The following is a 22,395-nucleotide window of genomic DNA, read 5'->3' as shown; positions in this document are numbered from 1 at the left end:
CTTGAATTTAGGGGAGATTTTGTTGACATAGTTGGAAGCTTCTGCCTTCTTGCACTAGCTATAGCTCAATAGAAATTTTGTGAGGGTAGCCTTGAATATTGAGTTCTAGGTGTAGCTTTTCTAGGTCATAGATTAAATTGCCACTGTAGCCACTTGTGGAGAGGGCAAAGGATAATTGCTTGCTACCAACAGCCTCTACGATCGCTTCTCCAATACTGATCTTAGATTGCGCTCCATCTACTCGCACTTCCCGACTGTTGAGTGCATCAGTAATAAGAACCTGTTTACTATGCCTCATCACTTTGATAACTAAGTGACGCACACTAAACCTAACGACTCCTGCCTCTAGTTGCTCTACTTTCGTATTAGTTAGCAATCCTTTGATCACCAATTTTGTGGCAGTTGGTGATTTTGATGAAGTCTGGATAGCTGCTGATTCAGGAATTAGAGGAGTTGGACGCTCTTTTGGAGATAGTGGCGGTTCAAGGGGGACTGCTTGCTGCTGAATTGACCAATTCCGGGCTTTCTTAAGCATTTCTGAGTGAGTTTTTGAAGCTTTATCAAATTGCTTCTGCTTTCTGGCGTAATCCTCCTGCCGCTTCTTTGTTGCAATCCAGCGTTCTCGTGCAAATTGGCGCAAGTGTTCCTCAGAATGTCCAACAAATTGCTCGTAAAACTCCAAGGTTTCTACAATTGAGCCAATCTTTTCTAGAGCAACTCCTAGCTGCTGTATGGATAGATAATCCTGCCACTCAGAAGAGGATAATATCTGTTCTTTGATAAATCTTTCATACCGTTTACGATAGCCCTTTGTTAGGTCATCTGGCGTTAACTCTGAGCAAGCAATTTCATACACCACATCAAACTTTAACCCTGCTTTTTGATGTTCGGAACCGACAACATTAGGCAGATACCTTTCAACGGCTTCTATTGCATCAGCGAAATGCTTCTTGCGATAAAAATACTGAAAGAGAACAGTAAAGAGCTTGAACTTAGGTGTCCCTTGACTTGCGGTTTCAAAGCAAGCTTTTAGCTTGACTAATTCATCCAACCAAACATAGACAACAAAAGCTTGTTCATACTGGTGCTTGGCTTCTAGGGATGGGGCGACATATTTGAGCCATCTGCGATCGCGTGGTTTTACCGCTCGCTCCCATTCAGTAATAATCCTATCAGCTTCTCCCGCTTTTTCTAGATACTCTAAACCATCGGGATAACCTAATAGTAAAACTTTCGCTTGATTATACTCAGACTTTTGTGTAGCACCACCCTCTTCCCAGTTACGAACCGCTCGTTCATAATTTTTGGCACGGTAAAAACATTCCCCTGCTAGAAGATTGCTGCCTGTGTATCCAGCAGATTCCAACGTTTCTAAAACCTCTCCCCACTGCTGCCATCCATTGAAATTAAATTCAGCATCATTTAGTAGCATCTCAAGACGCTTTGCATATTCTTCTACCGCTTTTTTCCATTGTTTATGATGAGTCAATAGTTTGTTATCTGTTGTCAATTGTGTTTTGGCATCGTCGCTCACTACTGACAATTGATTACTAATAACTAATGTAAAATTGTTTAATGCCTGTAAATCCTGTAACGGAGCAACCATAAAGTTAGCGATCTCCCCCTCAACAGTATGGCTTTCCGGGTGTTGGTTGCACCAAGTAACTAATTCTGACCAACATAATCCCTCCCAGAAGCATTCCCAAGCTTCATCCGCTTCACCCACCTGAAGAAAGAGGCTACCTGCCGTCTGGAATTGCTCTTCAAACTTGAACGCCCAGGCTTCACAAAAGTTGGCTTTTACTGTGTTTCCAAAATCACTGTAGAACTGTCTAGCACGTCTGAGTAAACCCGGATTTTGAGAATTTAATCCCTTTCTCTCGAATTCTTGGGCAATTGATACTGGGTCATCTTCGCGTAATTCTTGAGCGGTTTTAGGCGTACCAATGCTGATTGTTTGTACACTTGCTTCCCAACGCGCTTTGTTTCTGGCGTGTCTCAGTATTGCTTGCAAGAGGGCTTCATCACTAGCATATTGCCACAATTGGCGATCGCCTTTTTCGGAATCTACAACAAACAAACGCTCAGTTGCTCGACTCGCCGCAACATAAAGCTTGTTAAAAAAGTATTCTACCTTGACTCGTTGGTCTGTACTTTGGCTCCTGAGATTCCAAACACTGCGATTGCAGTCTTCGCCAAACTTGTACAGAATAACTTTTTTGAACTCCAATCCCTTCGCAGAAATCGCACTCAAGACATTCTTCAGAGGCTCAGATTCTAAGGATTGGGGAAAAATTTCTGATAGGACTTCATCAGCTTGAGCATAAGCCGCTTCTTCGCCTTCTTCACAAGGCACGATGATAATGGTGTCTTTGATGTAATCCGCAAGTTGTTCTGTATTGATATTGGCATTGAGGATGAACTTTTGAGGTGAGGGAAAGTTGCCTTGCTGCCATGGTGTTTGGGGTTGGAGTTCATGAATGTCAAACAGAACATGGCGCCACAATTGAATTAAATTAGTAACTTGAACAATCGGTGGACTAGAACGATAGTTAAAGGAAAGTTCTTGAAAATTAATCACCAGCTTTAATTGCTCGGCTGGATCAAGCGCGGTAATGACTTCTGCATCAAATACAGCCTGAACACTAGACCAATGAAAGCCTGTTGGGTTTAAAGTTTGGAAAGGGTCGCCCGCAAACGCAAAGGGGAGGCAGTGAATTGGCTGATATCCCAGATGATATTGAGAGAAGATAGACAGCCGCATAATTAGCTGTAGTTCCAGCCTTGTAAAGTCTTGCGCTTCGTCACAGAAAATTGCCGTATATTCAGGGCGATAGCACTTGAGTTTGAGAACTCTTGCAATTAAATCCTGGTCATCCCAGTAGCCTTGCTCTTGAGTAATACGCTTATACCAACGTTCCCAAATCGTGTAGTAGATGCCTTGGAATTTCTCAATTGAAATAGTACGTTCTTTGCGGGGTACATCCTTCTGGTAATCTTCAGGAGTAATGCACTCTTCCAGGTTGTAACCTTTGATAAAACTGCGGATGACGTGCCAGCAAATTTCTGGGGAATATTGTCGGGCTTCGGGAAGGTGGAGAACAACTTTGGCAAGGGATTCTGAGGGGCTTTTTCCCTGATACAGTTGTTTGAAGCGATGAAAGGAAATGTATTTTTCTAAATCAAAGCGCTGACGTTCTTCAGGTGATAGCAAGCCAAAAAGAAATTGCTGAAAAGGCTGGAAGAAGTGATCGATTCTGTCTCTCTCATCTCCCTGACTTCTCTCTGCAACAAAGCGATGATGAGAGGACAGCAACGTCTTAACACCATCTCTCGCTACCTCTAGTAACCGCTCATTGTAGGTTAAAAACAAAGGCTCACCAGGTAGTGGTTCGGTACGCCGATGTCCTTGCTTATAGTACTTTCGGTAGCAGTAGTCGGCAAATAAATAAAGCAACATCGTAGACTTACCGCTACCCGCACGTCCATTGATGAATAGCGGGAGTGAACCTTTACCTGGTGCGGAAGTAGAAACTGACTTGAGAATCTGCTCTTCTTCCGCTGAAAGCGCGAGATTGGCTTCTTTTCCCCGCTCAATCGCCAACCAACTTTCTTCATCCGCAAGCAGATAGGCAGGATAAGAACGTCGCGCAAAAGGTGTCAAGTCACAGAGATTCAATTGCCGCGCCAGAATGTTGTAGCTTGCTTTGCTCTGTGATTTGATGAGCTGGGGCGATTCTTTAGAGACGTTCTTTGCGTTGTCGGCAGTATTCTCCTCTTCCAGTGTTATCGTGTCATCTTCCCCAGCCTCCACAGGCACATCAAACAAGGTAGTTCTTTTGCCTACTTCGATAATCTCTTCACGCGATGGCTTGTGGTCGAAGGGCGCTAGCAGAAATAAGACACCTATAATGCCAGTATCGGTGGTAAAAGGTTGGCTGTAGAGTACATAATGATTATTCGACCCACATAGCTTTACATTTGATATATCGGCAAACTCTTCAGCTTGATTCGTTTCACTTCTAATTCCCGAAATAATTTGGTAATAGGTGTCCCAAGCATTGTGGATTTCCGGCTTTCTAAACTGCGCCACCCATTCTTCACTTTCATAAATCACCCAATCCTCTGTTAGTGATGCCATCTCCCAACCCGGAAGTTCTAGCCAGGGGTGTAGTTCTGAGGGGAGTTCTGGAAGTTGCTGGGTTGGACGCTGCTGGATTTTCTGCTCTTGCACCCAGTTTCGGAGACGTTGTATTTCTAGTTGCGGTTCGAGATGGCTTCTCCCGTACTCGATAGGTGCGTCGAGGAACTGTTCGTAGTCGTTATCGCCTCGCTTAAAGATGTCAAGCAGGCACAGGAGTTGCTCGTCGTCAACTCTGAGGATACGTGCAACTATTCTTCGATTGAGAGTTCGGCGCTTTAAGTAGGGATAGATTCTCTCAAAACGAGCTTGCACCTCATCTATTCTCTGTGTCTCCAGTTCAGCGCATAGGTCATCAATGCGAGATTGAATACCATAGCGCTGGGCCTTGTCGTTGAACTGAGGGGTGCGATAGACATACATTGGTCAGTCTCCGCTCGATAGACAAAAAAATAACTTTTGCCGCTACTACCTATTGTCGTCTAGCGAAGAAATTGGCAGGGATATTTTTAGTATCAGTTTATACAATTAGCCAAATTTTGCTCTAGAGTCGTGTTACTCAGAGTCCTAGCGGTATAGAAATTGCTTCAGAACGGCTCAAAGGGTAGCGTTAAGTAGTTGCACAAAATTAATTACACAAAATCTAGGTTAAATTCTTGCCTGGTAAAGAATCAGTATGTAATTAATTCTGTTTGGTTACTTAAGAGGATGCCTGAATTTGTCGTACAGCCGTGAGTGCAGAGTAGCTGACACCTGCCGTCCCTTCGCCGGGATGAGTAGAATCCCCAACAAGCCAGAGGCTTTTAATCGGTGTCCGAGTGGCAAAGCCAAAAGGCCCAAAAGTAGGTATCCGTTGACCAATGCCTCCGACAATCCCTAGGTCGCGACCTGTATAGTGTGCAAAGGTGCGGGGAGTTGCAGTTTCTTGGTGGATGATTGTTTCGGGTTTTAGGTAAAAGTACTGGTTGAGACGTGCGATCGCATCTTCTGTATACTGTTGCTTGAGTCTTTCATAATCATCCTTTTCACCCTGCCACCATTCCTCAGCATCAGTAAAGGAAGAAGCAATAATTGTCGCTTTCCCTTCTGGGGCGCGACCATCTCCAGGATGACTGACAGAAACAAATAGGGAATTATTCTCTCCAATTTGCCCTTCGTAATCATAAAGAAACTGAAGGTGAGGGGGACACCCAACAGGAACCGCACTTTGGTCAACGCCAAGATAGATTACAAACGCGCCCGATGCTGGCGGCAGTTTATCTACCCGATGCTTGTAACCTTTTGGCGCTTGTTCTCCTAGTAACTTGACCAGGTTTTGCACTGTGACATTAGCAACCACTTCATCAGCGGGTTCTGTACAAACTTCACCTGTTTTCTGATTGCGAATCCTGACGCTGGTTGCTTTACCACCTGACGCTTCAATGTGTTCAACCGTATGGCGCATCAGCAGCTTTCCACCATATTTTTCTAAGGCTTCGACGAGGCGATCGCTTAATACCTGCATACTACCCTTAAGATGAAATAGCCCTTGCGGTTCCTGAGAAACACCCAGCGCTGTTGCAGCATAAAGCAGTGCTGTCTCATCAGCATCGACTTGGGAATAAAGCTTTAGCTGTAAGTCCAAAAATGTTCGCAGACGCTGGTTTTCATAAAGTCCATATCCTCGCAACGCATCACCCACTGTCATGAAGGTAAAGGGCAGGGTAATCATGGTATCGGGACGAACTGACGACGCTAGCTGCCACAAGTCCCACAAACTACGAGGGGGCAACACTGGGTCACGCGCTTGAAACTTCCAGCTAGCCTTGAACAATGTTGTCATCAATTGCCAAAACGGTTCACTGCCAGGAAACTGCCGTTGTCGTTCTACTGTCCACTTTTCCGGGTCACGCCAGACGTTAATCGGTTCTGTTTCACCGGGGAGAAATACTGCACAAGCTGGGTCGCAGGGCGTTGCGGCTGGTAGGTCAATCTCTAACTCATCAAAAATCCGCTTGTGAATGCCACCTGGTTCTAAACCTGCAACCTGCGTTGCACCGACATCAAACGTAAATCCGCGACGTTTAAAGGTAGAGGCACATCCTCCAGGCACAAGGGCTTGGTCTAATACCAAAACTTCGTAGCCGCGATGGGCAAGTAATGCCCCAGCCGTTAGACCCCCAATTCCTGCCCCAATTACGACTACACGCGATTTTCCACTACCGCCTTGAGTGCTTGGCATAATTCATTCTTTATATTTCTTAATATTCTTTTTCATAATTGTAACTGTGCTTTAGTAATTAAATTGGGAGTAAGCTGTCACGCATTTAATTTGTGATATCCGCTCAGGGGAAAAAGGTTAAAGGGCAAAGATAAAAGGTTTTTCCCTTTTACCTTTGCCCTTCTCGTTTGCCCTAAAACCGATGAGTTAAATAGACGGCGCGAGGATGCTCTTAGCAGCTTACTCCTAACCCCTAACTACTAGCTAATTCAACGTTGAGATGAGCCAGAAACCTGCTGCTGGTAAACATTTACGACTTTCTGGACATACTGCGCTTGAAAGCCGCTGTTACAGCCATCGTACTTACCCGTCATCCACCAACACGCTGCACCACGAACAGCGGCGGCTTGATTATTACCCCTTGCTTGCATTTGGTTGTTCAGTTCCCGTCGCGCGATACACGTTACCGTATTTCGTGCTGCTGTTGCGTCAGCTTCAAATTGTGCCGCTGTTAGTTGCTGACCCGTGCAGCGCTTTGTCCAGTCAGGGATAATTCCAGGTAATACTTGCCATGCACTGTACATCCCATCGTTATTACTTTGGGGAGGTGCCGCTTGCCGTAAGGCTTCCACAAACGCAGTAACTTGGCTGTCTGTTGCTGTCGTCTGTGATGTTGCGGGTGTCGCCCACAACCCAAGACTAACCACTAGTCCAGTTAAGAGTAGATGTTTGCCTGTTTTGCTCGACTTGAAACTCATGCTTTGTACCAATGGTATCGTTTAATCGTTTCTTGAACGTGCGTTCCCCTGATGCCAGGAGAGGATGCCAGGAGAGTTGGAGAAGTCACAAATAGGAATCAAAACAGCCAAATAGTAACAAAGTCTTTACCAATGTGCGATCGCTCTTTTGGATGTTGTGCTGAGTAAGATGCGATCGGGTTGTAGAGAAACATACTCGCCTTCCCTCAACCTGAACCAATATAAGCGTTGCTCGTAAACTTGTCACACCAGAGTGTTCCGGTGTACCTGTTATTGATTTTTCAATGGTCATACAATCTGACCATTCAACGCTTACCGCTGGTGTATCGGCTCATGATTTGAGTAGGGTGAGCTAAATTGGTATTTCTGTTTTCATCTGTTTGGGTTTCAGTAATGCTTAGCTAACCCATTGTAGATGGATTCAAGTGCAGCAGATGGTGCGTCGCTTTTTGGCAAAACCTCTACTGACGAGCTACTACTAGCTCGTTGTACGGCTCCAAAGTTGAGGAAGCGTCAGTCAAGAAACAGTTTTGTAGGAAGAAATAAATGAAAGGGGAAAAAATGTCGTTACGTTTGTCAGTCTTAGGCTTATCTATTTCGTTATTTGCTACCTCTAGTCTTAGCTTTTTTGTTAGTCCTGTTGCCGCTCAAGCTAGTGATTCAGTTGAACAACCGGAAGTTGCTACAGTCGAGAGTATGGTTAGTGGCGATCTGATGTGCTACGTCACATTAGTCGATAAAAACGGAATTAGACATCAAGATGTGGGTGCGACATTTGAAATCTGTGAGAATCAAGAAACGTTCTTAAACAAGAAAGTGAATTTAGCTTATGAGGAAGTCCCAGTTAATGATTGCCAAAGCGCCGAGCCTTGTGGCAAAACTAGACTGCAAACCTTAATCATACAGATGACACTAAGTGATTCTGACAAATCCCAAACTAGATTGCCTTGTGCTTCGTGAAAATTTTAAGCTCACAATAAGTGCTTGCTGATCAGCAAGCACTGCTAAGCATTTAAAAATTCAAAATTAAAAGGGAAACCGACTGCTTTTTTACGGTCACACACAGAGAGAATGTACAAATTTGCTGCGGCTAGGGAGAATGAGCCAATCGTATTCGGAGCTTCAAGACCTGGATACGCCAACACCCAGGTGCATCATTGGATTGAGTTCATGAAAGGTCAAGGTATCCAGCGAGTATGCTGTCTTCTTCCCGATAACCAACTCGCTCGCTACTATGATCTTCTCGAAACTTACCAACAGGACTTCGGACATCATCAAGTCTGCTGGGCACCAATTGAAGATTTTCAACTGTCTGACCTGAGAACACTGACAACGAAGATACTGCCTTTCCTAGCAGAAGCCGATAAACAAGCTGAGAAGGTTGTTGTTCACTGCTCTGGCGGCATTGGGCGAACAGGTCATGTACTAGCTGCGTGGCTAGTCAGTGGTCGAGGATTATCTAACAAAGCTGCGATCGCAGCTGTCAGGAGAACAGGTAGAAATCCCTATGAAGCTGCAATCATGGCTCTCTTGAGAGGCAAAAATCCCTGGAAAGTTGTAGAAGACCTCAACAAGCTTCTGAGTAAGTGCCGTCTAACAGTAGACTAACAACTGTTAACAGTGACCAAAAAGTGACTAAATTCCAAGAAATTTAAAGGTAGATTACCCTAAGAACACAACTACTAGCCAATAACTCCCAAAAGATGAGCGGCAAGCCCAATTGCTCCTCCTGCCAGCACTAGCCAAGCTGAATTGAGCTTAAAACGGAACACGGCGATCGCACTCAAAATCGCTACAACCACCGTTAACCCATCCACCAGCGCGGCTCGCCCCAGTGTGTACGTCACGCCTGCCATCAGTCCTAATGAAGCGGCATTGACCCCATCAAGAAACCCACTTGCCCAAGGGGACTGGCGCAACTTCGGTACCCAAGGATTTACTAGCAATACCAACACGAAGGCAGGCAGAAAGATGCCAATTGTTCCTGCGATCGCTCCCGCATTTCCTGCCAATAGATAACCAATAAACGTTGCGGTTGTGAAGACTGGCCCCGGTGTAAACTGACCAATCGCAACTGCATCCAGAAGCTGCTGAGGGGTAAGCCACTGATTACGCTCCACTAATTCACGTTGTAAGAACGCTAGCAGCACGTACCCACTTCCATACAAAATGCTCCCAATTTTGAGGAAAAAGAGGAATACATTCACCCAACTTATGGAAGCATTGGTGGTTGTTGCGGTACCAGCCTGTGCCAGAACCCCAGAAAATGGCAAGAGAAAGACACCTGTTGTTCCTCTCCCGATTTGCCAATTCTTCACTACCATGACGGCAATACCCAGCAGCAGCAGCACCAGAACTTCATTAAATCCTGCTAAGTAAGCCGCGATCGCTACGATGCCTACAATCACCGTTGGAGTGTCTTTGGCTGCCTTTTTACCTAAATTCCATAATGCCTGTAGCACGATCGCAATAATCACAGGCTTAATTCCATACAGTAGCCATTCCACTTGAGGAACAGTTTGATAGCGCTCATAAAGCACCGCAAGCAGCCAAACAATCACCATTGCAGGCAGAATAAAACACACCCCTGCAATGCCCAATCCCCGCCACCCTGCTCGTTCGTAGCCAATATGAATTGCTAGTTCAGTAGAGTTAGGACCCGGAATCAGATTTGTCACTCCTAGCAGATCTAGCAACTTCTCTCGACTCATCCACTGACGACGATTGACTACCTCCGAATCCATCATCGCAATATGGGCGGCTGGCCCTCCAAAAGCGATCGCCCCCAACCGAAAAAAGACGGTGGCTAGTTCAGTTAATCGCTGTCTCTGTTGCTGCGGATTGAGTTCGGAATAGGGAACTGGCTCCTGTATTGACTCAATCCCTTCAGGCTGCTGGGACACTTTACCTCTCCTAGATAATGCCGCAAGCTAACAGAATTACAATATCGGATTTCGGTATCGAAATCCTATACTTAGAACGTAATATCTGATAGGATGCGCTTAGTCAATAAATACGGTATCCCAATCAAAATACTGGTATATAGTGATGAGCGATCACAAAAAAGTAAGTGATGAGTTCTCTGCTGGCGGACAACCGACTCCAGAAACCTTGCAAAACCTTGCCAATGAAGGCTTCAAGTCAGTCATCAATCTCCGTTCAGTCGATGAAACAGGAGTATTGAGTGATGAACAGCAGCAGGCTGAAGCCGCAGGACTTGAGTATGTCAATATCCCACTCAACCCAACTCAAGCGAATGATGAATCGGTTGGAAGAGTCCTCTCAGAACTGGAAGAACTTCCTACTCCTATATTTTTCCATTGCCAAGCTGGGGGACGAGCAGGTGCATTAGCATTGATTGCCTTGGCAACTCAGCAAAAACTCAGCCGGGAAGAGGTTCTGAGCAAAGCACAAGCACTTGGCATTAACCCGGAACAGCCGCATCTCAAGCATTTTTTGGAGAATCTTCCGTAGCGTGTTCAAATAATTCTCCGAATAGTTCACGTACCTTCTCTTTGGCATCCTCCAACACATCCCTACCTAAGTCCGTTGCTCGGTAGATTCGTCGCATTTGCCGCCCTGATCGCTCCTCAACCGAATACAGATACCCTTTGCGCTCCATGTCATGCAGCATGGGATAGAGTGTTCCTGCACTAAGCTTATAACCATGACGAGCCAATTCCTCCATAATGCCCAGCCCAAAAATGGGTTCATGAGCCGCATGGTGCAAGATATGTAGTCGAATCAAACCAGAGTAGAACTCTCGACCATCCATTAGACAGGCTTTCTATAACATTAGGAGCTTCAATTCTCTCCGTTTTTAATGACGCGCTCACTCCTAAGCCCGACTATCGGTGTGAATTTATGCAAGTAGACCAACGACGCTACCACTACCGTTAATAACCTCACCAATTTTATAGGCAGCAATATCTTGTGACTCAAACCATCTGAGGGTCGGCTCTGCTTGCTCCGGCGACACGAGTAGCACAAACCCGATACCCATGTTGAAGGTGTTAAACAGCGTGTCAGTACTAAGCTGTCCTGCATCAGCTAGCCAATGAAAAATTGGTGGAACTACCCAGCTATTCGGGTTAATCTGAATTGATTGATTTGCACCGAGGCAGCGAGGCAAGTTTTCCGGTAAACCGCCGCCAGTGATGTGCGCCATGCCATGAATCTCAATACCCGCACGACGGGCTTCCAGCACAGGTTTAACGTAAATCTGAGTCGGTTTCAACAAGACCTCACCTAAGCTTTGCCCTGCTAACTGTTCTGGGCGGGCATCCCAAGCAACAGGTTGAGACGATTTTTCTTGGCTATCAGATTCTCGCTCTTGAAAAGATTGACTGTTTGCCGAAAACTCACTGACAATCTTCCGCACCAGGCTAAATCCATTACTGTGGACACCCTGACTTGCCAAACCAATCGCAATGTCTCCTACCTGCACCTGAGAGCCGTTGAGCATTTGGCTCTTTTCAACAATTCCCACACAAAACCCTGCTAAGTCGTACTCTCCCGGTTGGTAGAAACCTGGCATTTCTGCCGTTTCTCCTCCTAGCAAGGCACACCCGGAAAGGCGACAGCCTTGGGTAATCCCGGCAACAACCTGCGTTAGCTGCTCGGAATTGAGCTTACCTGTTGCTAAATAATCCAAGAAAAATAGCGGCTCAGCGCCAGAGGTCAAAACATCGTTGACACACATGGCGACTAAATCAATCCCAACGGTGTTGTGGCAGTTGAGATCTTGAGCGAGTTTTAGCTTCGTACCAACGCCATCTGTGCCTGATACCAAAACGGGTTCTTGGTATCCTCCGGGCAACTGGAAACAACCACTAAAACCACCCAGTCCGCCCAGGACTTCAGGGCGATGTGTGCTTTGCACCAAAGTGCGGATTTTCTCGACAAAAGCTCGACCTGCTTCGACATCAACTCCGGCTTCACGATAATCCATCAAACAAAAACAAGGGTCTTGAGCGTTGGGTACCCGGATGTAATTTTACAGGTGCTTTGCCTGAAAGTAGCGCGATCGCAATAAAAACTTGTCAGCAAGGTTTAGAACCTGCTAACCAACTGCTTTAAGAAAAATTTACTCCTAAAGAAGGATGATCTTGCTTTAGGAGTAAATTCTCCTCAATTGCTCTAACAATTTTTTGGCGGCTCGAAAGGATTAGCCACATTTCGGCTACAAATTCGACACATATTATGTGAAGTTTTATTAATTTTTGTAAAAATTTTGTCAAATAGAGAAAATTTGCAAACACTTGCCAGTTGGGAATTTCGGAGGAATTTTCACGATTCAGTTTTGATAAATTTACAGGTTCATCCCTCAATATCCTGATCCCCAAAGCCAAAACTTCATGATAGTCTGTTGCAGTTCAATGAAATAGAGCGGACACGGAACGAGTACGAGTTAATGGGTCGAATTTGACTTTGTCTTGTCTCGCAACCAACAACACTAATCTCGAATTCCAGTGCTTTTGACAACGGACATATGAATCAACGAATTTGGAGTAGCCTAACCGCTACTGTCATGACAACAGTTCTTGGTACGGCAACATCCAGTTATGCTCAACAAACCCAAACGATTAACCAGGGTTCTACGATAAGCGCTCCCACAACTCAAGTGCAGGGTGTGCCAGCAACCAGTACTCTTACCTCAGCTCAAGCTACAGCCCAAGCGACCGAAGTCGTGAAGGTAGGAGAATTACAGTCTCGTATCCCCCCTAGAGAAGAAGAAGTCATCGCCAAAATTCATGCTCATGAAGTAGCAGGGCGTCAGGCAGCAACACTCTTTGTCCGAAGCATTCCTGTCTTGACTTTTCTAGGTTCAAATTCAGTCGCGCCGAATGGAACCAAGGTAGGAGAATCGCATAGTCTTCAAAAGACGGCTTCAGAGGACACAGTACCTCGATTAGGTGTAGCTAATGCAACCGGACAAATTAGTGCCGCACCGAACGTGAGTACCACCGGAGACGACCCAGTATGGAGAGCGACAGCAATTGCGGCAAAGCTGAATCAACTGAGTCGAGACAACGTCAATGCTGAGGCGATCGCAGTGCAAATGAAGCCAGAATGCAACTGCTACAGTATTGACGTGAATGATGAGGAACTAGTCCGCATCAACGAGACAACAGTCTTAGCCGATACAACCCACAATCCGGCTGAAGATGCCCTACAAGCGACCAACAGACTGCGGCGGTTAATGGGCAATGCGCCGCCCTTACGGGAAATTGCTGGTATGCAACCAGCCACACCTCTAGCACAGGTTTCCCTTGGTCCAATTCGTGTTCAAGTTAGCGGTATTGCGTCCTGGTACGGTCCCGGCTTTCATGGCAAGCGCAGTGCTAGCGGCGAGAGATACAACCAGAATGCGATGACTGCCGCCCACCGCAGCTTACCGTTTGGCACCAATGTGCAAGTTACAAACCTAAATAATGGTCGCTCTGTCGTTGTGCGGATTAATGATCGAGGTCCCTATATCAGAGGACGTGTAATTGACCTTTCAGCCGCCGCCGCGAGAATGCTCGGACTCATACATTCAGGCACGGCACCTGTGCGTATCGATGTCTTAGATCCATCCCAACCCGCCGTAGTTGAGTATTAAATACCTCTTAAGGGTGAGATTTTTGGGTTGGGTTGTAGGCTGGCTCTCGGCAATCAAATTGCTAACATCAATCTAGAATCCAAACCCTAAAATCTCATGCGCCTGTTTACAACAACAGCCGGGTTGCGCTGCTATCTAGAGCGTTACCGCTCCGGAACGGACGTTGGTCTTATTCCAACAATGGGGGCGTTGCACGCTGGTCATCTCAGTTTAATGGAGCGGGCAAGACAAGAGAATACTATTGTCATCGTCAGCATTTTTGTCAATCCGCTACAGTTTGGTCCAACTGAGGATTTTCAGCACTATCCACGTCAGTTGGAGGAAGACCAGCAACTCTGTAAACAGTTAGGGATTGATGCAATTTTTGCCCCAACCGCTGTCGAATTTTACGGCAATCATCTGCCCAAATCAGGCAGCGGTACTAACTTGAGTCAAGTTATCCCACCCGCAGCGATGACATCTGTATTATGCGGTCGCTTTCGCCCTGGTCACTTTCAGGGAGTCGCGACAGTGGTGACAAAACTGTTGAATTTGGTACAGCCACAACGCGCCTATTTTGGTCAGAAGGATGCCCAGCAACTGGCGATTATCCGACGTTTGGTCGCAGACTTGAATATGCCTGTGACGATTGTTGGTTGTCCAACGGTGCGGGAAGAGTCGGGACTTGCTTACAGTTCTCGCAATCAATATTTGACACAAACGCAAAAAGCTCATGCGCCAGTAATGTTTAGGGCTTTGCAGCAAGCGCAGGCAGTTTTCTTAGCAGGTGAACGCGATCGCATTACTCTCATTGAGACAGTCAAGTCAGAGTTAGCTGTGGCTAAGGGTATTCAGGTGGAGTACATTGAATTAGTACATCCCACAACCTTAATACCTTTGGAGCAAGTTGAAGATAGTGGACTCTTAGTGATCGCCGCTCGCTTTGGTTCAACTCGTTTAATTGACAATATCGTCCTGCGGTACCGGAAGCCGATTGTAGCAATTGATGGCCCTGCGGGTGCAGGAAAATCCACTGTCACCCGTCAAGTAGCCCAGAAATTAGGGCTAATGCATTTGGATACGGGTGCAATGTATCGAGCATTAACATGGCGAGTTTTGGAAGCAAGAATCGCATTGGATGATGAACCAGCGATCGCAGAACTTGCTAGTCAGTCTCAAATTTATCTCACCACCGATAACGTAGCAGATACCGCCGTGCGCGTGTTGATCGATGGCGAGGACGTTACCCAAGCAATTCGCACACAGGAAGTCACGAAAAATGTTTCTGCGATCGCCGCCGTGCCAGCGGTTCGTTGTGAGTTAGTCAAACAACAACAGCGCTGGGGGTGTAAGGGCGGTATTGTTGCAGAAGGTCGAGATATCGGTACCCATGTCTTTCCCGATGCTGAACTTAAAATCTTCTTAACGGCTTCCGTCCAGGAAAGGGCACGCCGACGCCATCAAGACCTTAAAGACCAAAAACAAGAAGAAGTGAGCTTAGAACAGCTAGAACGGGATATTCAACAGCGCGACATCCGCGATAGCACCCGTGCTTTGGCACCCCTATGCAAGGCAGCAGATGCAATTGAACTCAACACAGATGGTTTAACTATCCCTGAAGTGACTGAGCGAATTGTTAGTCTTTACCATCAAAAAGTCTCTGCTGTTCCGGCAGGATGACGAACTCTCCCAAATACCAAGGAAAGATATAGTTGGTAGATTTTCCCTCACCGGAACGATAGCTGGTGGGGTTTTTCTTTGCCAGATTTCAAGTTTCACAAGTAGTAGGCAAGAGCTAGGTCTTTTCCTTGAGAGAAGAGTTGTCCGCCTCTACTTGGGGGTCAAACTGCTGTCGAACCCTTTCAATCTGAGCTGTAATCTTTTCAATTCTCTGCTTAACCTTTAGGAGGTCAATGTTTGACCAAATATTCGGTCGCTGGAAGTCTTCTTTCATCGGTAATACACGTAATACTTAAATTGTCAATAGCAATATACTTAAATTTACCTTGACTTTAATGCGCTGACTTCTTTCCGAAGATATACGAGGAGAGCCACTTCTATCGAGTACACGCATAGTTCTTCGTTCCTGCGCTACCATATTCCCTGCCAACTGCCAGAATTAGAGAATATTTAAGATGTCTTAGGAGAATCAGTCATGGGACTAGAAAAAAGAATGTTTAGGGGGATGTTTGCCCCTGGTGAGGTTGTTCAGCTCAGACAAATGTGTTTTACCCCAGGACGGGTGTTTGAGCCGGGAAAATATATTGTTGGTGAGTTACCAGATATTGCTTTTGATATGGGATTAGTTGATCGACTGCCCCCAGTGAAGGGCAAGAGCGCTCAAATTACAGATGTCGAGACACCTACAGAAGCCAATCCTGACGATTTGTAATGCTGAGTGATCCTTACGCTTGGCTAGAGCAATCCCTAGCGACGATTCACCAGGCTGATTGGTATCGCTCAGTGCAAACACTTCATGGTCGTTCTGGTGCAATAGTGCAACTGGACGGACGAGAGGTAATTAACTTTGCGAGTAATGATTATCTGGGATTAACTGGTGATGAGCGCTTAATCCAGGCAGCGATCGCAGCTACAAAGGAATATGGTACAGGTAGCACTGGCTCTCGACTGCTTACGGGTCATCGGCAGTTACATCAGCAATTGGAACGTGCGATCGCATCTCTGAAGCAAACTGAAGACGCACTAGTATTCAGTTCTGGGTATTTGGCGAACATAGGCACGATTGCCGCCTTAGTTGGGAAGCGCGATTTGATTCTCGCTGATCAGTACAATCACTCCAGCCTCAAGAATGGCGCGATTTTGAGTGGTTCAGTGATCGTAAACTATGCTCACAGTGACATTGAAGATTTAAAAATTCAGCTAACTCAACATCGGCAACACCACCGCCGTTGCCTGATTGTTACAGATAGTGTTTTTAGTATGGATGGTGACCTGTGCCCCTTGCCAGAAATTGTGGCGATCGCAGAACACTTTAGCTGCATGGTGCTGGTTGATGAAGCACACGCCACTGGAGTTTTGGGAGCCAACGGTGCTGGTTGTGTGGAACACTTCGGCTGTACCGGACAAACACTAATCCAAGTTGGCACCCTTAGTAAGGCATTAGGTAGTTTAGGTGGTTACGTGGCAGGTTCATCTGTCCTGATTGACTTCCTCCGAAATCGCGCACCAAGCTGGATTTACACCACTGGGTTATCTCCCGCTGATACAGCCGCTGCCCTAGAAGCCGTCCAGATTGTCCAGCAGGAACCAGAACGCCGCGCTAAAGTCAATAACAATGTAGATACCCTCAAGCATTTGATGCAACGGTTGCCTCAGCTCAAGTTGTTGCCTTCTGAGTCACCCATCCTCTGTGTCAAGCAAGCTAGTGCAACCGATGCCCTTACAACTGGCGAGAAATTGAAAGCGGCTGGTATTTTTGCCCCAGCGATTCGCCCTCCTACCGTTCCCACGAGTCGGATTCGCATCTCCGTTATGGCAACTCATGAACTATCTCACCTTCATCAACTGGTGCTTGCCTTAGAAGCGATCGCACAACATAAATCTCGTCTATATTTCTGACTATCTCGTAGAGGGAAGAAGAACAAGGGGAACAAGAGAGGGATTTTCGGTAGTCAGGTAATTGAGTTACACCGGGAAAATAAAACCCCGCTGTTGACGCTAGCAGGGTTATCAGCACAATGAGTAGTCTATATACCTATCCGAGTTTTCACAGTTAGTTATGCAGTTAGCTCAATTTCGTGGCTAAGACGCAATGAGGAAACAAAAAAAAAGCTTACTTGTACCGTTTGCCCTTTGCTTTTTGCCTGTGGTGATACCGACTACAGCGTTTAGTACTTCAATGCAACCTAGTCTGATTTCTCCCCCTTCCCTTCCAGGAAAGGGGGCTGGGGGGTTAGGTTCCACAGCCGCATCGCCACCCACTGTATTCGCTCAAACTTCAGAAAATCCTGAAACTGAAGCTGAGAAATATCTTGCTCAAGGTGTTGAGCAACTTGATGCTAATCAATTTGAAGCCGCTTTCGAGTCATTTCAACAAGTACTGGCTATCCAACGGCAAAAAGGGGAGCGTTTTGGAGAAGCGATCGCACTGAACAATTTAGGCATTGTTCATTATTACCAAGGAGAATATGAGCAAGCGATCGCCTTTCAACAAGAGTCGATGCAAATCTTTTGGGATATTTATGGGGCATCTAACAACACTGACTCCGCTTCGCGTTCTGGAATTGCCGTTACACTAAACAACCAGAGTATTGCTTACCGTCAACTGGGGCAGCACCAAAAAGCGATCGAACTTTGCCACGGTGCAATTGGAATCTTTCGCAACATGGCTGATCGCACAAGAGAAGCGGCGGCTTTAAATAATATTGGTGTTGCTTACGAAGCAATCGGAGAATACCAACGGGCAATTGGCTATTTTCAGGAAGCACTCTCCACTGTTCAGGGTAATAGTGATGCTCGTGGGGAAGTCATCACTCTCAGTAATATTGGAGAGGCTTACTCAAAGTTAGGGCAATCTGATCAGGCAGTAAAGTTTGAGCAGCAGGCAAATGTGATCGCTCAGAAGATTGGTGAAGATGTGGGCATAGGAGGAGCAGCCAGCAGTAATGATTACTTGCTAGTCAGAGAAAATAAGCGAGCGCTTGCCATTGTTTTCTCTCCTCCAAAAGCAACTCCAGAATCGCCCTAAGCAATTTCTACTTCCTTACACGCCGTCGTTCTGCTGCCGACTGGCGACGGGATTGGAGAGATACAACCTCAGCCCCGCTATTCTCTCGTGCGACTCGAATTAATAGCCCTGCTGAGAGTAAACTCGCAATCATCGAACTGCCGCCGTAACTAAAAAACGGAAATGGCAAACCTGTGGTAGGAAGAACGCCAGTAGCCACACCAATATTCAACAGCGACTGCCCCACAATCAAAATCATTGCCCCAATTGCTACCAGCCGATAAACACTATTTCGTGTTTTCATCGCTACCATCAGGGCTAGTGTCGCATAAGCCATGATTAGCCCTAACAGCAATACACTACCCGCAAAGCCAAACTCCTCGGCAAATACAGCAAAGATAAAATCAGTGTACTGAATCGGTAAATAAAATAGCTTTTGTTGCGATAGCCCAAACCCAGACCCCCAAGTACCGCCTGAACCAACGGCTAAAAGGCTTTGAACTAGTTGGTAACCATCGCGCATTGGGTCAGCCCAAGGGTCGAGAAACGACATTACCCGACGCCGTTGGTATTCTTTCAAGCTGATACTGATGGTAGCGAGTAGCAACCCACCTAGCGCTGTTCCGCCTAAATAAGAAAAAGGCAATCCTGATGCCAGTGCTACTAGCCATAACGTCATGCCACACAATGCGGCTGTACTCAAGTTTGGCTGTAGCAAAATACCCACCAGTACACAGGCAAAAATCCCCAACCAAGTTAAGCGAACTCTCCAACTGAGGCGCTTCCACTGCCCGAAGATTCGAGCGCTCTGTAGCACTAAAAAAGGCTTGATTAACTCAGACGGTTGAAGGGGAACAGGCCCAAGTGCGAGCCAACGGGTTGCACCATTGACGGTAGTACCAAAGCCAGGGATTAGGGTAATTAGAATAAACCCTAAGAGCAAGATTACAAACCATTGAGCAATTCCCAGGATATAACGCAAAGGCGATCGCACCTGCAAATTAAATCCAACTAAGCCCAGAACTGCCCAGATGAGCTGTCGTTTAAAGTAGTACAAACCATCTCCAAACTCAGCATCCGCACTTGGATAAGATGCTGAGAAGAGAACGGCTAACCCAATAAACATCCACAGGAATGTCAACCACCGCAATAATCGGGCATCGGTTGCCCATTCCTTGTCAGAGGGATTAACTAATAGAATCAGGTCGCGTAAAGTCACTAATAATTAACAAATTGCAACAACGCAGAGCTTGTGAGTACAAGTTTAACTGTCAATAACAGGAGATTTACCCAACAAAGCATATCCAATCTATCAGGGTAAACCGCCTGACAACATTATCAAGTTTTTTAGCTGATATAGCTGCCACCATAAAGGTCAGGACAGATTTAACGACCCCAACGACCACGTACCAGTAATAAACATAAAAACCTTCTGCCTTTTGCTATAAAGCTAACCCTAAAAAAATAAGGGGTCATTGCGACCCCTTTACCTTTCCGAATAAAAAGCTGTTCTGTAAAAAACTAAAGCAGTCCGGTATTCGTACCCTGCTTACCAGTGGCTAGCTCAACCTTAACGATTTTGCCACCCATTTTCATAATGCGTTGCTGTTCACGAAACCAGTTGTCATAGGGAACCAACTTGGTGAAATAAGTGTTTTGTAACTCCCGTTGTGTCCTAATTCGGGTTTGGCTAGGAACACAGGCAGTCACTTTAAACATACGCATGGGTTGAATTCTCCTAATTGGGTTAAGAAATTTTGAATTTGAATTCAGTTTTTGAAGCGAACTACGAAAGCGATAAGAAGGAGTTTATACCTAGAACAAAGTCTGGGAGTCAATCGTCAATACTAGACCGCAAAAACTCATCTGCTTGTGCGTAGGTGAAGCAAGACTTGCCTGTAACAAGCTAGCACTCACAATTGACTTCCCAGACCTTTACATAACGACCGACTAAGTTTGAGACCCTAACTTAAGAGAGCTGAACTTAGCTCAAGCCAGAGCTGATGTAGTCGAAATAGACGCCCATTTCCTTGCCAGCATCAGCACCAACCAAGCTAGCTGTAACTTCTTTCATAGCTTGGATAGCTTGTACGGTAGCAGAGATGGGAACACCTAAAGAGTTGTAGGTTTCTTTCAAACCGTTGAGTACGCGCTCATCAAGGATGGAAGGATCGCCAGCTAACATTGCGTAGGTGGCGTAGCGCAGGTAGTAGTCCAAGTCACGGATACAAGCAGCATAACGGCGGGTTGTATACATGTTGCCGCCTGGACGAGTGATGTCCGAGTACAGCAGGGACTTAGCAACAGCTTCCTTAACGATGGTTGCCGCGTTAGAGCTGATAGCGGTTGCAGCACGTACCCGCAGTTCACCGGTTTGGAAATAGCCCTTGAGCTTTTCCAACGCAGCGTTGTCTAGGTATTTGCCTTGAACGTCGGAAGAGTTAATAACAGAAGTAATTGCGTCTTGCATGATTCTAATTCCTTATTTCACCTAGTCTCTTGAATCCTTCGTACAGACGCGATAATCGCGTCTCTACAGCAGAGAAAGGACTCTTGCCCTACTGCATGGCACCAATCACGTAGTCGAAGTAAGCGCCAGCTTCAGACGCATCTTCCGAAGATAACATTGAGGCGACAACATTCTTCATGGCACGCACGCCTTCAGCAACCGCCGGGATGGGGGTGCCCAAAGAATTGTACATTTCGCGGACGCCAACTAGGCCGATTTCTTCAATCGGGGTGACATCACCAGATACAACTCCGTAGGTGATTAGACGCAGGTAGTAGTCCAAATCCCGTAGGCAAGTTGCGGTCATTTCTTCCCCGTAGGCATTTCCGCCGGGAGAAACAACGTCAGGGCGTCTTTGGAACAGTTGATCACCAGCTTGCTTGACGATGCGCTCACGGGAGTCTGCTAGTGTTTGAGCGATGCGAAGGCGGCGCTCACCAGAGGTAACAAAAGACTTAATCCGGTCTAGTTCGCCAGGGCTGAGATAGCGGGCTTCAGCGTCTGCATTCACGATAGATTTCGTGACGATACTCATCGATGGATTCCTCCAAAAAAATGTAACCAGGTGCGTTTAACTGGCATTCGCATACTTGAAGATCTGACGTTCTTTCCTGAATGTGCCCAAGTTAGCAGCCTTTTTAGGGCTTGAACTCCCTTGTTGTAAAGTGCCCTAAGTAGTCTCAGGATTTCAGGGAGTAGTAAGCGACACATCAGGTCAGTGATACAGCGACCTTCCGCAAATAATTCTGCGACAGATTGTTCACATTCTTCCTATGTTCGCAATATTTTGTAATATTTTTCCTCAGATTTGAGGTTGAGGCTTACCTGAGGATAGAGGCGAGGTAACTGTAACAAAATCTAAGCAAGGAAAAATCTCCTCTAACTGCCATAGACAGGTCAGAGGAGACAACATCCTAAAGTAGTACTCTCAAGCCTTAGTGCCGAGTTAATCAGGAGTCACTTTAGCGACCACCTAAAGAGGAAGGCGAGAGGTCAGACCAAGATTGCTTAACTAGGTCAGAGGCAGCTTTCACGCTACCCAAATAGTTACCAGCAGGCAGTGAGGGATAGCGATTGTAAGGCACGACATCCTCGCCAAAGAATCGAGCATATTCGGCACCATCAACCATCGCTTCAACCGCTGCCCTTAGACCTTGATCAGCCAAGATTTTGTTGTACTGCCGGATTTCTGCTTGGGTTGCAGGCGCACGACCCAAGAGATGCCGGAACAAGAACTCAATTACCTTGGTGTTGGGATAGGGTGTGTAGAAACGACGCCGATAGATGTCGGAACTAGCTAGGGTTTTGACAAACTCACGCACGGAAATCTCTCCATTGCGGAGTTTACTATCCAAGTCAGAGCGACGGAACTCTCCAGGGATCTGACCGCTGAAGACATCCATCACTTGACAGTAAATGGCATTAATTACCAGTTCCGTGTCTTGCAAGTTTGCCCCTGTGGTCATGCGGAAAATCCGTGCAGGCTTGCGCCGGGTTGTACCAACACCCACCTCAAC

At 46.3% G+C, this 22,395-nt stretch carries 19 protein-coding genes and 1 pseudogene; 8 read left to right on the top strand and 12 right to left on the bottom strand.

The features are described 5' to 3' along the window. Positions 1–58 precede the first annotated feature (58 nt). The 3 genes from H6F98_RS02050 to H6F98_RS02040 all read right to left on the bottom strand — a co-directional run bounded on the left by H6F98_RS02050 (position 59) and on the right by H6F98_RS02040 (position 7,099). On the bottom strand, positions 59–4,564 hold the full coding sequence (locus tag H6F98_RS02050; protein ID WP_192217004.1) for a hypothetical protein: 4,506 nt from the start codon (positions 4,562–4,564) through the stop codon (positions 59–61). A gap of 277 nt (positions 4,565–4,841) precedes the next feature. Continuing rightward, positions 4,842–6,362: a C-3',4' desaturase CrtD gene (gene crtD, locus H6F98_RS02045; protein ID WP_192217003.1), complete on the bottom strand. Its 1,521-nt coding sequence runs from the start codon at positions 6,360–6,362 to the stop codon at positions 4,842–4,844. A 248-nt stretch (positions 6,363–6,610) separates the two neighbouring features. Then, positions 6,611–7,099 (bottom strand): hypothetical protein, encoded by a 489-nt coding sequence (locus H6F98_RS02040; RefSeq protein WP_192217002.1) that lies wholly within the window; start codon positions 7,097–7,099, stop codon positions 6,611–6,613. A 546-nt stretch (positions 7,100–7,645) separates the two neighbouring features. Here H6F98_RS02040 and H6F98_RS02035 point away from each other — a divergent pair. Together H6F98_RS02035 and H6F98_RS02030 are read left to right on the top strand one after the other, a co-directional pair. Further along, on the top strand, positions 7,646–8,059 hold the full coding sequence (locus H6F98_RS02035) for a hypothetical protein (RefSeq protein ID WP_192217001.1): 414 nt from the start codon (positions 7,646–7,648) through the stop codon (positions 8,057–8,059). A gap of 111 nt (positions 8,060–8,170) precedes the next feature. Beyond that, a complete protein-coding gene (locus H6F98_RS02030) occupies positions 8,171–8,707 on the top strand; it encodes a dual specificity protein phosphatase family protein (protein WP_192217000.1) in 537 nt (178 codons plus the stop codon). Positions 8,708–8,781: 74 nt separating this feature from the next. Here H6F98_RS02030 and H6F98_RS02025 read toward each other — a convergent pair whose 3' ends face one another. Continuing rightward, positions 8,782–10,002, bottom strand: a complete 1,221-nt coding sequence (locus H6F98_RS02025; RefSeq protein ID WP_192216999.1) for a chromate transporter — start codon at positions 10,000–10,002, stop codon at positions 8,782–8,784. A 145-nt stretch (positions 10,003–10,147) separates the two neighbouring features. On the opposite strand from H6F98_RS02025, the gene H6F98_RS02020 reads away from it, so the two are divergent. Further along, positions 10,148–10,573 carry a fused DSP-PTPase phosphatase/NAD kinase-like protein gene (locus H6F98_RS02020; RefSeq protein ID WP_192216998.1) on the top strand — a complete coding sequence of 142 codons (426 nt, stop codon included), beginning with the start codon at positions 10,148–10,150 and terminating at the stop codon, positions 10,571–10,573. Here H6F98_RS02020 and H6F98_RS02015 read toward each other — a convergent pair. Then, positions 10,545–10,874: a PadR family transcriptional regulator gene (locus H6F98_RS02015; protein ID WP_192216997.1), complete on the bottom strand. Its 330-nt coding sequence runs from the start codon at positions 10,872–10,874 to the stop codon at positions 10,545–10,547. The genes H6F98_RS02020 and H6F98_RS02015 overlap by 29 nt on opposite strands. 87 nt (positions 10,875–10,961) lie before the next feature. Next, the gene (gene purM / locus H6F98_RS02010) at positions 10,962–12,050 is read right to left on the bottom strand and encodes a phosphoribosylformylglycinamidine cyclo-ligase (protein ID WP_192216996.1); all 1,089 of its coding nucleotides are present in this window, start codon (positions 12,048–12,050) and stop codon (positions 10,962–10,964) included. Positions 12,051–12,590: 540 nt separating this feature from the next. Between purM and H6F98_RS02005 the strand changes: the two genes are divergently transcribed. Next, complete coding sequence (locus tag H6F98_RS02005; RefSeq protein WP_192216995.1) at positions 12,591–13,703, top strand: septal ring lytic transglycosylase RlpA family protein; 1,113 nt, start codon at positions 12,591–12,593, stop codon at positions 13,701–13,703. 96 nt (positions 13,704–13,799) lie between these two features. Next, positions 13,800–15,362, top strand: a complete 1,563-nt coding sequence (locus H6F98_RS02000; RefSeq protein WP_192216994.1) for a bifunctional pantoate--beta-alanine ligase/(d)CMP kinase — start codon at positions 13,800–13,802, stop codon at positions 15,360–15,362. 115 nt (positions 15,363–15,477) lie between these two features. Here the strand turns inward: H6F98_RS02000 and H6F98_RS01995 are convergent, their stop codons facing one another. Beyond that, entirely contained in the window at positions 15,478–15,636 is a 159-nt protein-coding gene (locus H6F98_RS01995) for a hypothetical protein (RefSeq protein WP_192216993.1), read from the bottom strand. Positions 15,637–15,837: 201 nt separating this feature from the next. Here H6F98_RS01995 and H6F98_RS01990 point away from each other — a divergent pair, with 201 nt between their 5' ends. The 3 genes from H6F98_RS01990 to H6F98_RS01980 all read left to right on the top strand — a co-directional run bounded on the left by H6F98_RS01990 (position 15,838) and on the right by H6F98_RS01980 (position 18,390). Beyond that, positions 15,838–16,074: a hypothetical protein gene (locus tag H6F98_RS01990; RefSeq protein WP_192216992.1), complete on the top strand. Its 237-nt coding sequence runs from the start codon at positions 15,838–15,840 to the stop codon at positions 16,072–16,074. Next, a complete protein-coding gene (gene bioF, locus H6F98_RS01985; RefSeq protein WP_192216991.1) occupies positions 16,074–17,261 on the top strand; it encodes an 8-amino-7-oxononanoate synthase in 1,188 nt (395 codons plus the stop codon). Before H6F98_RS01990 ends, bioF begins: the two co-directional genes overlap by 1 nt. Before the next feature lie 193 nt (positions 17,262–17,454). Then, complete coding sequence (locus H6F98_RS01980) at positions 17,455–18,390, top strand: tetratricopeptide repeat protein (protein ID WP_192216990.1); 936 nt, start codon at positions 17,455–17,457, stop codon at positions 18,388–18,390. A gap of 7 nt (positions 18,391–18,397) precedes the next feature. On the opposite strand, the gene H6F98_RS01975 is transcribed toward H6F98_RS01980, so the two are convergent. The 5 genes and pseudogenes from H6F98_RS01975 to H6F98_RS34565 all read right to left on the bottom strand — a co-directional run. Then, positions 18,398–19,588, bottom strand: coding sequence for an FtsW/RodA/SpoVE family cell cycle protein (locus tag H6F98_RS01975; RefSeq protein ID WP_192216989.1), 1,191 nt, complete (start codon positions 19,586–19,588; stop codon positions 18,398–18,400). Positions 19,589–19,890: 302 nt separating this feature from the next. Further along, the gene (locus tag H6F98_RS01970; RefSeq protein ID WP_029638447.1) at positions 19,891–20,094 is read right to left on the bottom strand and encodes a phycobilisome linker polypeptide; all 204 of its coding nucleotides are present in this window, start codon (positions 20,092–20,094) and stop codon (positions 19,891–19,893) included. Positions 20,095–20,353: 259 nt separating this feature from the next. Then, a complete protein-coding gene (gene apcB / locus H6F98_RS01965) occupies positions 20,354–20,839 on the bottom strand; it encodes an allophycocyanin subunit beta (RefSeq protein WP_192216988.1) in 486 nt (161 codons plus the stop codon). A gap of 88 nt (positions 20,840–20,927) precedes the next feature. Further along, positions 20,928–21,413 (bottom strand): allophycocyanin subunit alpha, encoded by a 486-nt coding sequence (gene apcA, locus H6F98_RS01960; RefSeq protein WP_192216987.1) that lies wholly within the window; start codon positions 21,411–21,413, stop codon positions 20,928–20,930. A 427-nt stretch (positions 21,414–21,840) separates the two neighbouring features. Continuing rightward, positions 21,841–22,311 (bottom strand): annotated as a pseudogene (locus H6F98_RS34565) (phycobilisome rod-core linker polypeptide); the annotation flags it as partial. Positions 22,312–22,395 lie beyond the last annotated feature (84 nt).

It is taken from the genome of Microcoleus sp. FACHB-SPT15, assembly GCF_014849525.1.
GTDB classification, from domain to species: domain Bacteria; phylum Cyanobacteriota; class Cyanobacteriia; order Cyanobacteriales; family Coleofasciculaceae; genus Symplocastrum; species Symplocastrum torsivum.
The sequence above is the reverse complement of the archived record's forward strand: the minus strand, read 5'-3'. Positions and strand labels throughout refer to the sequence as shown.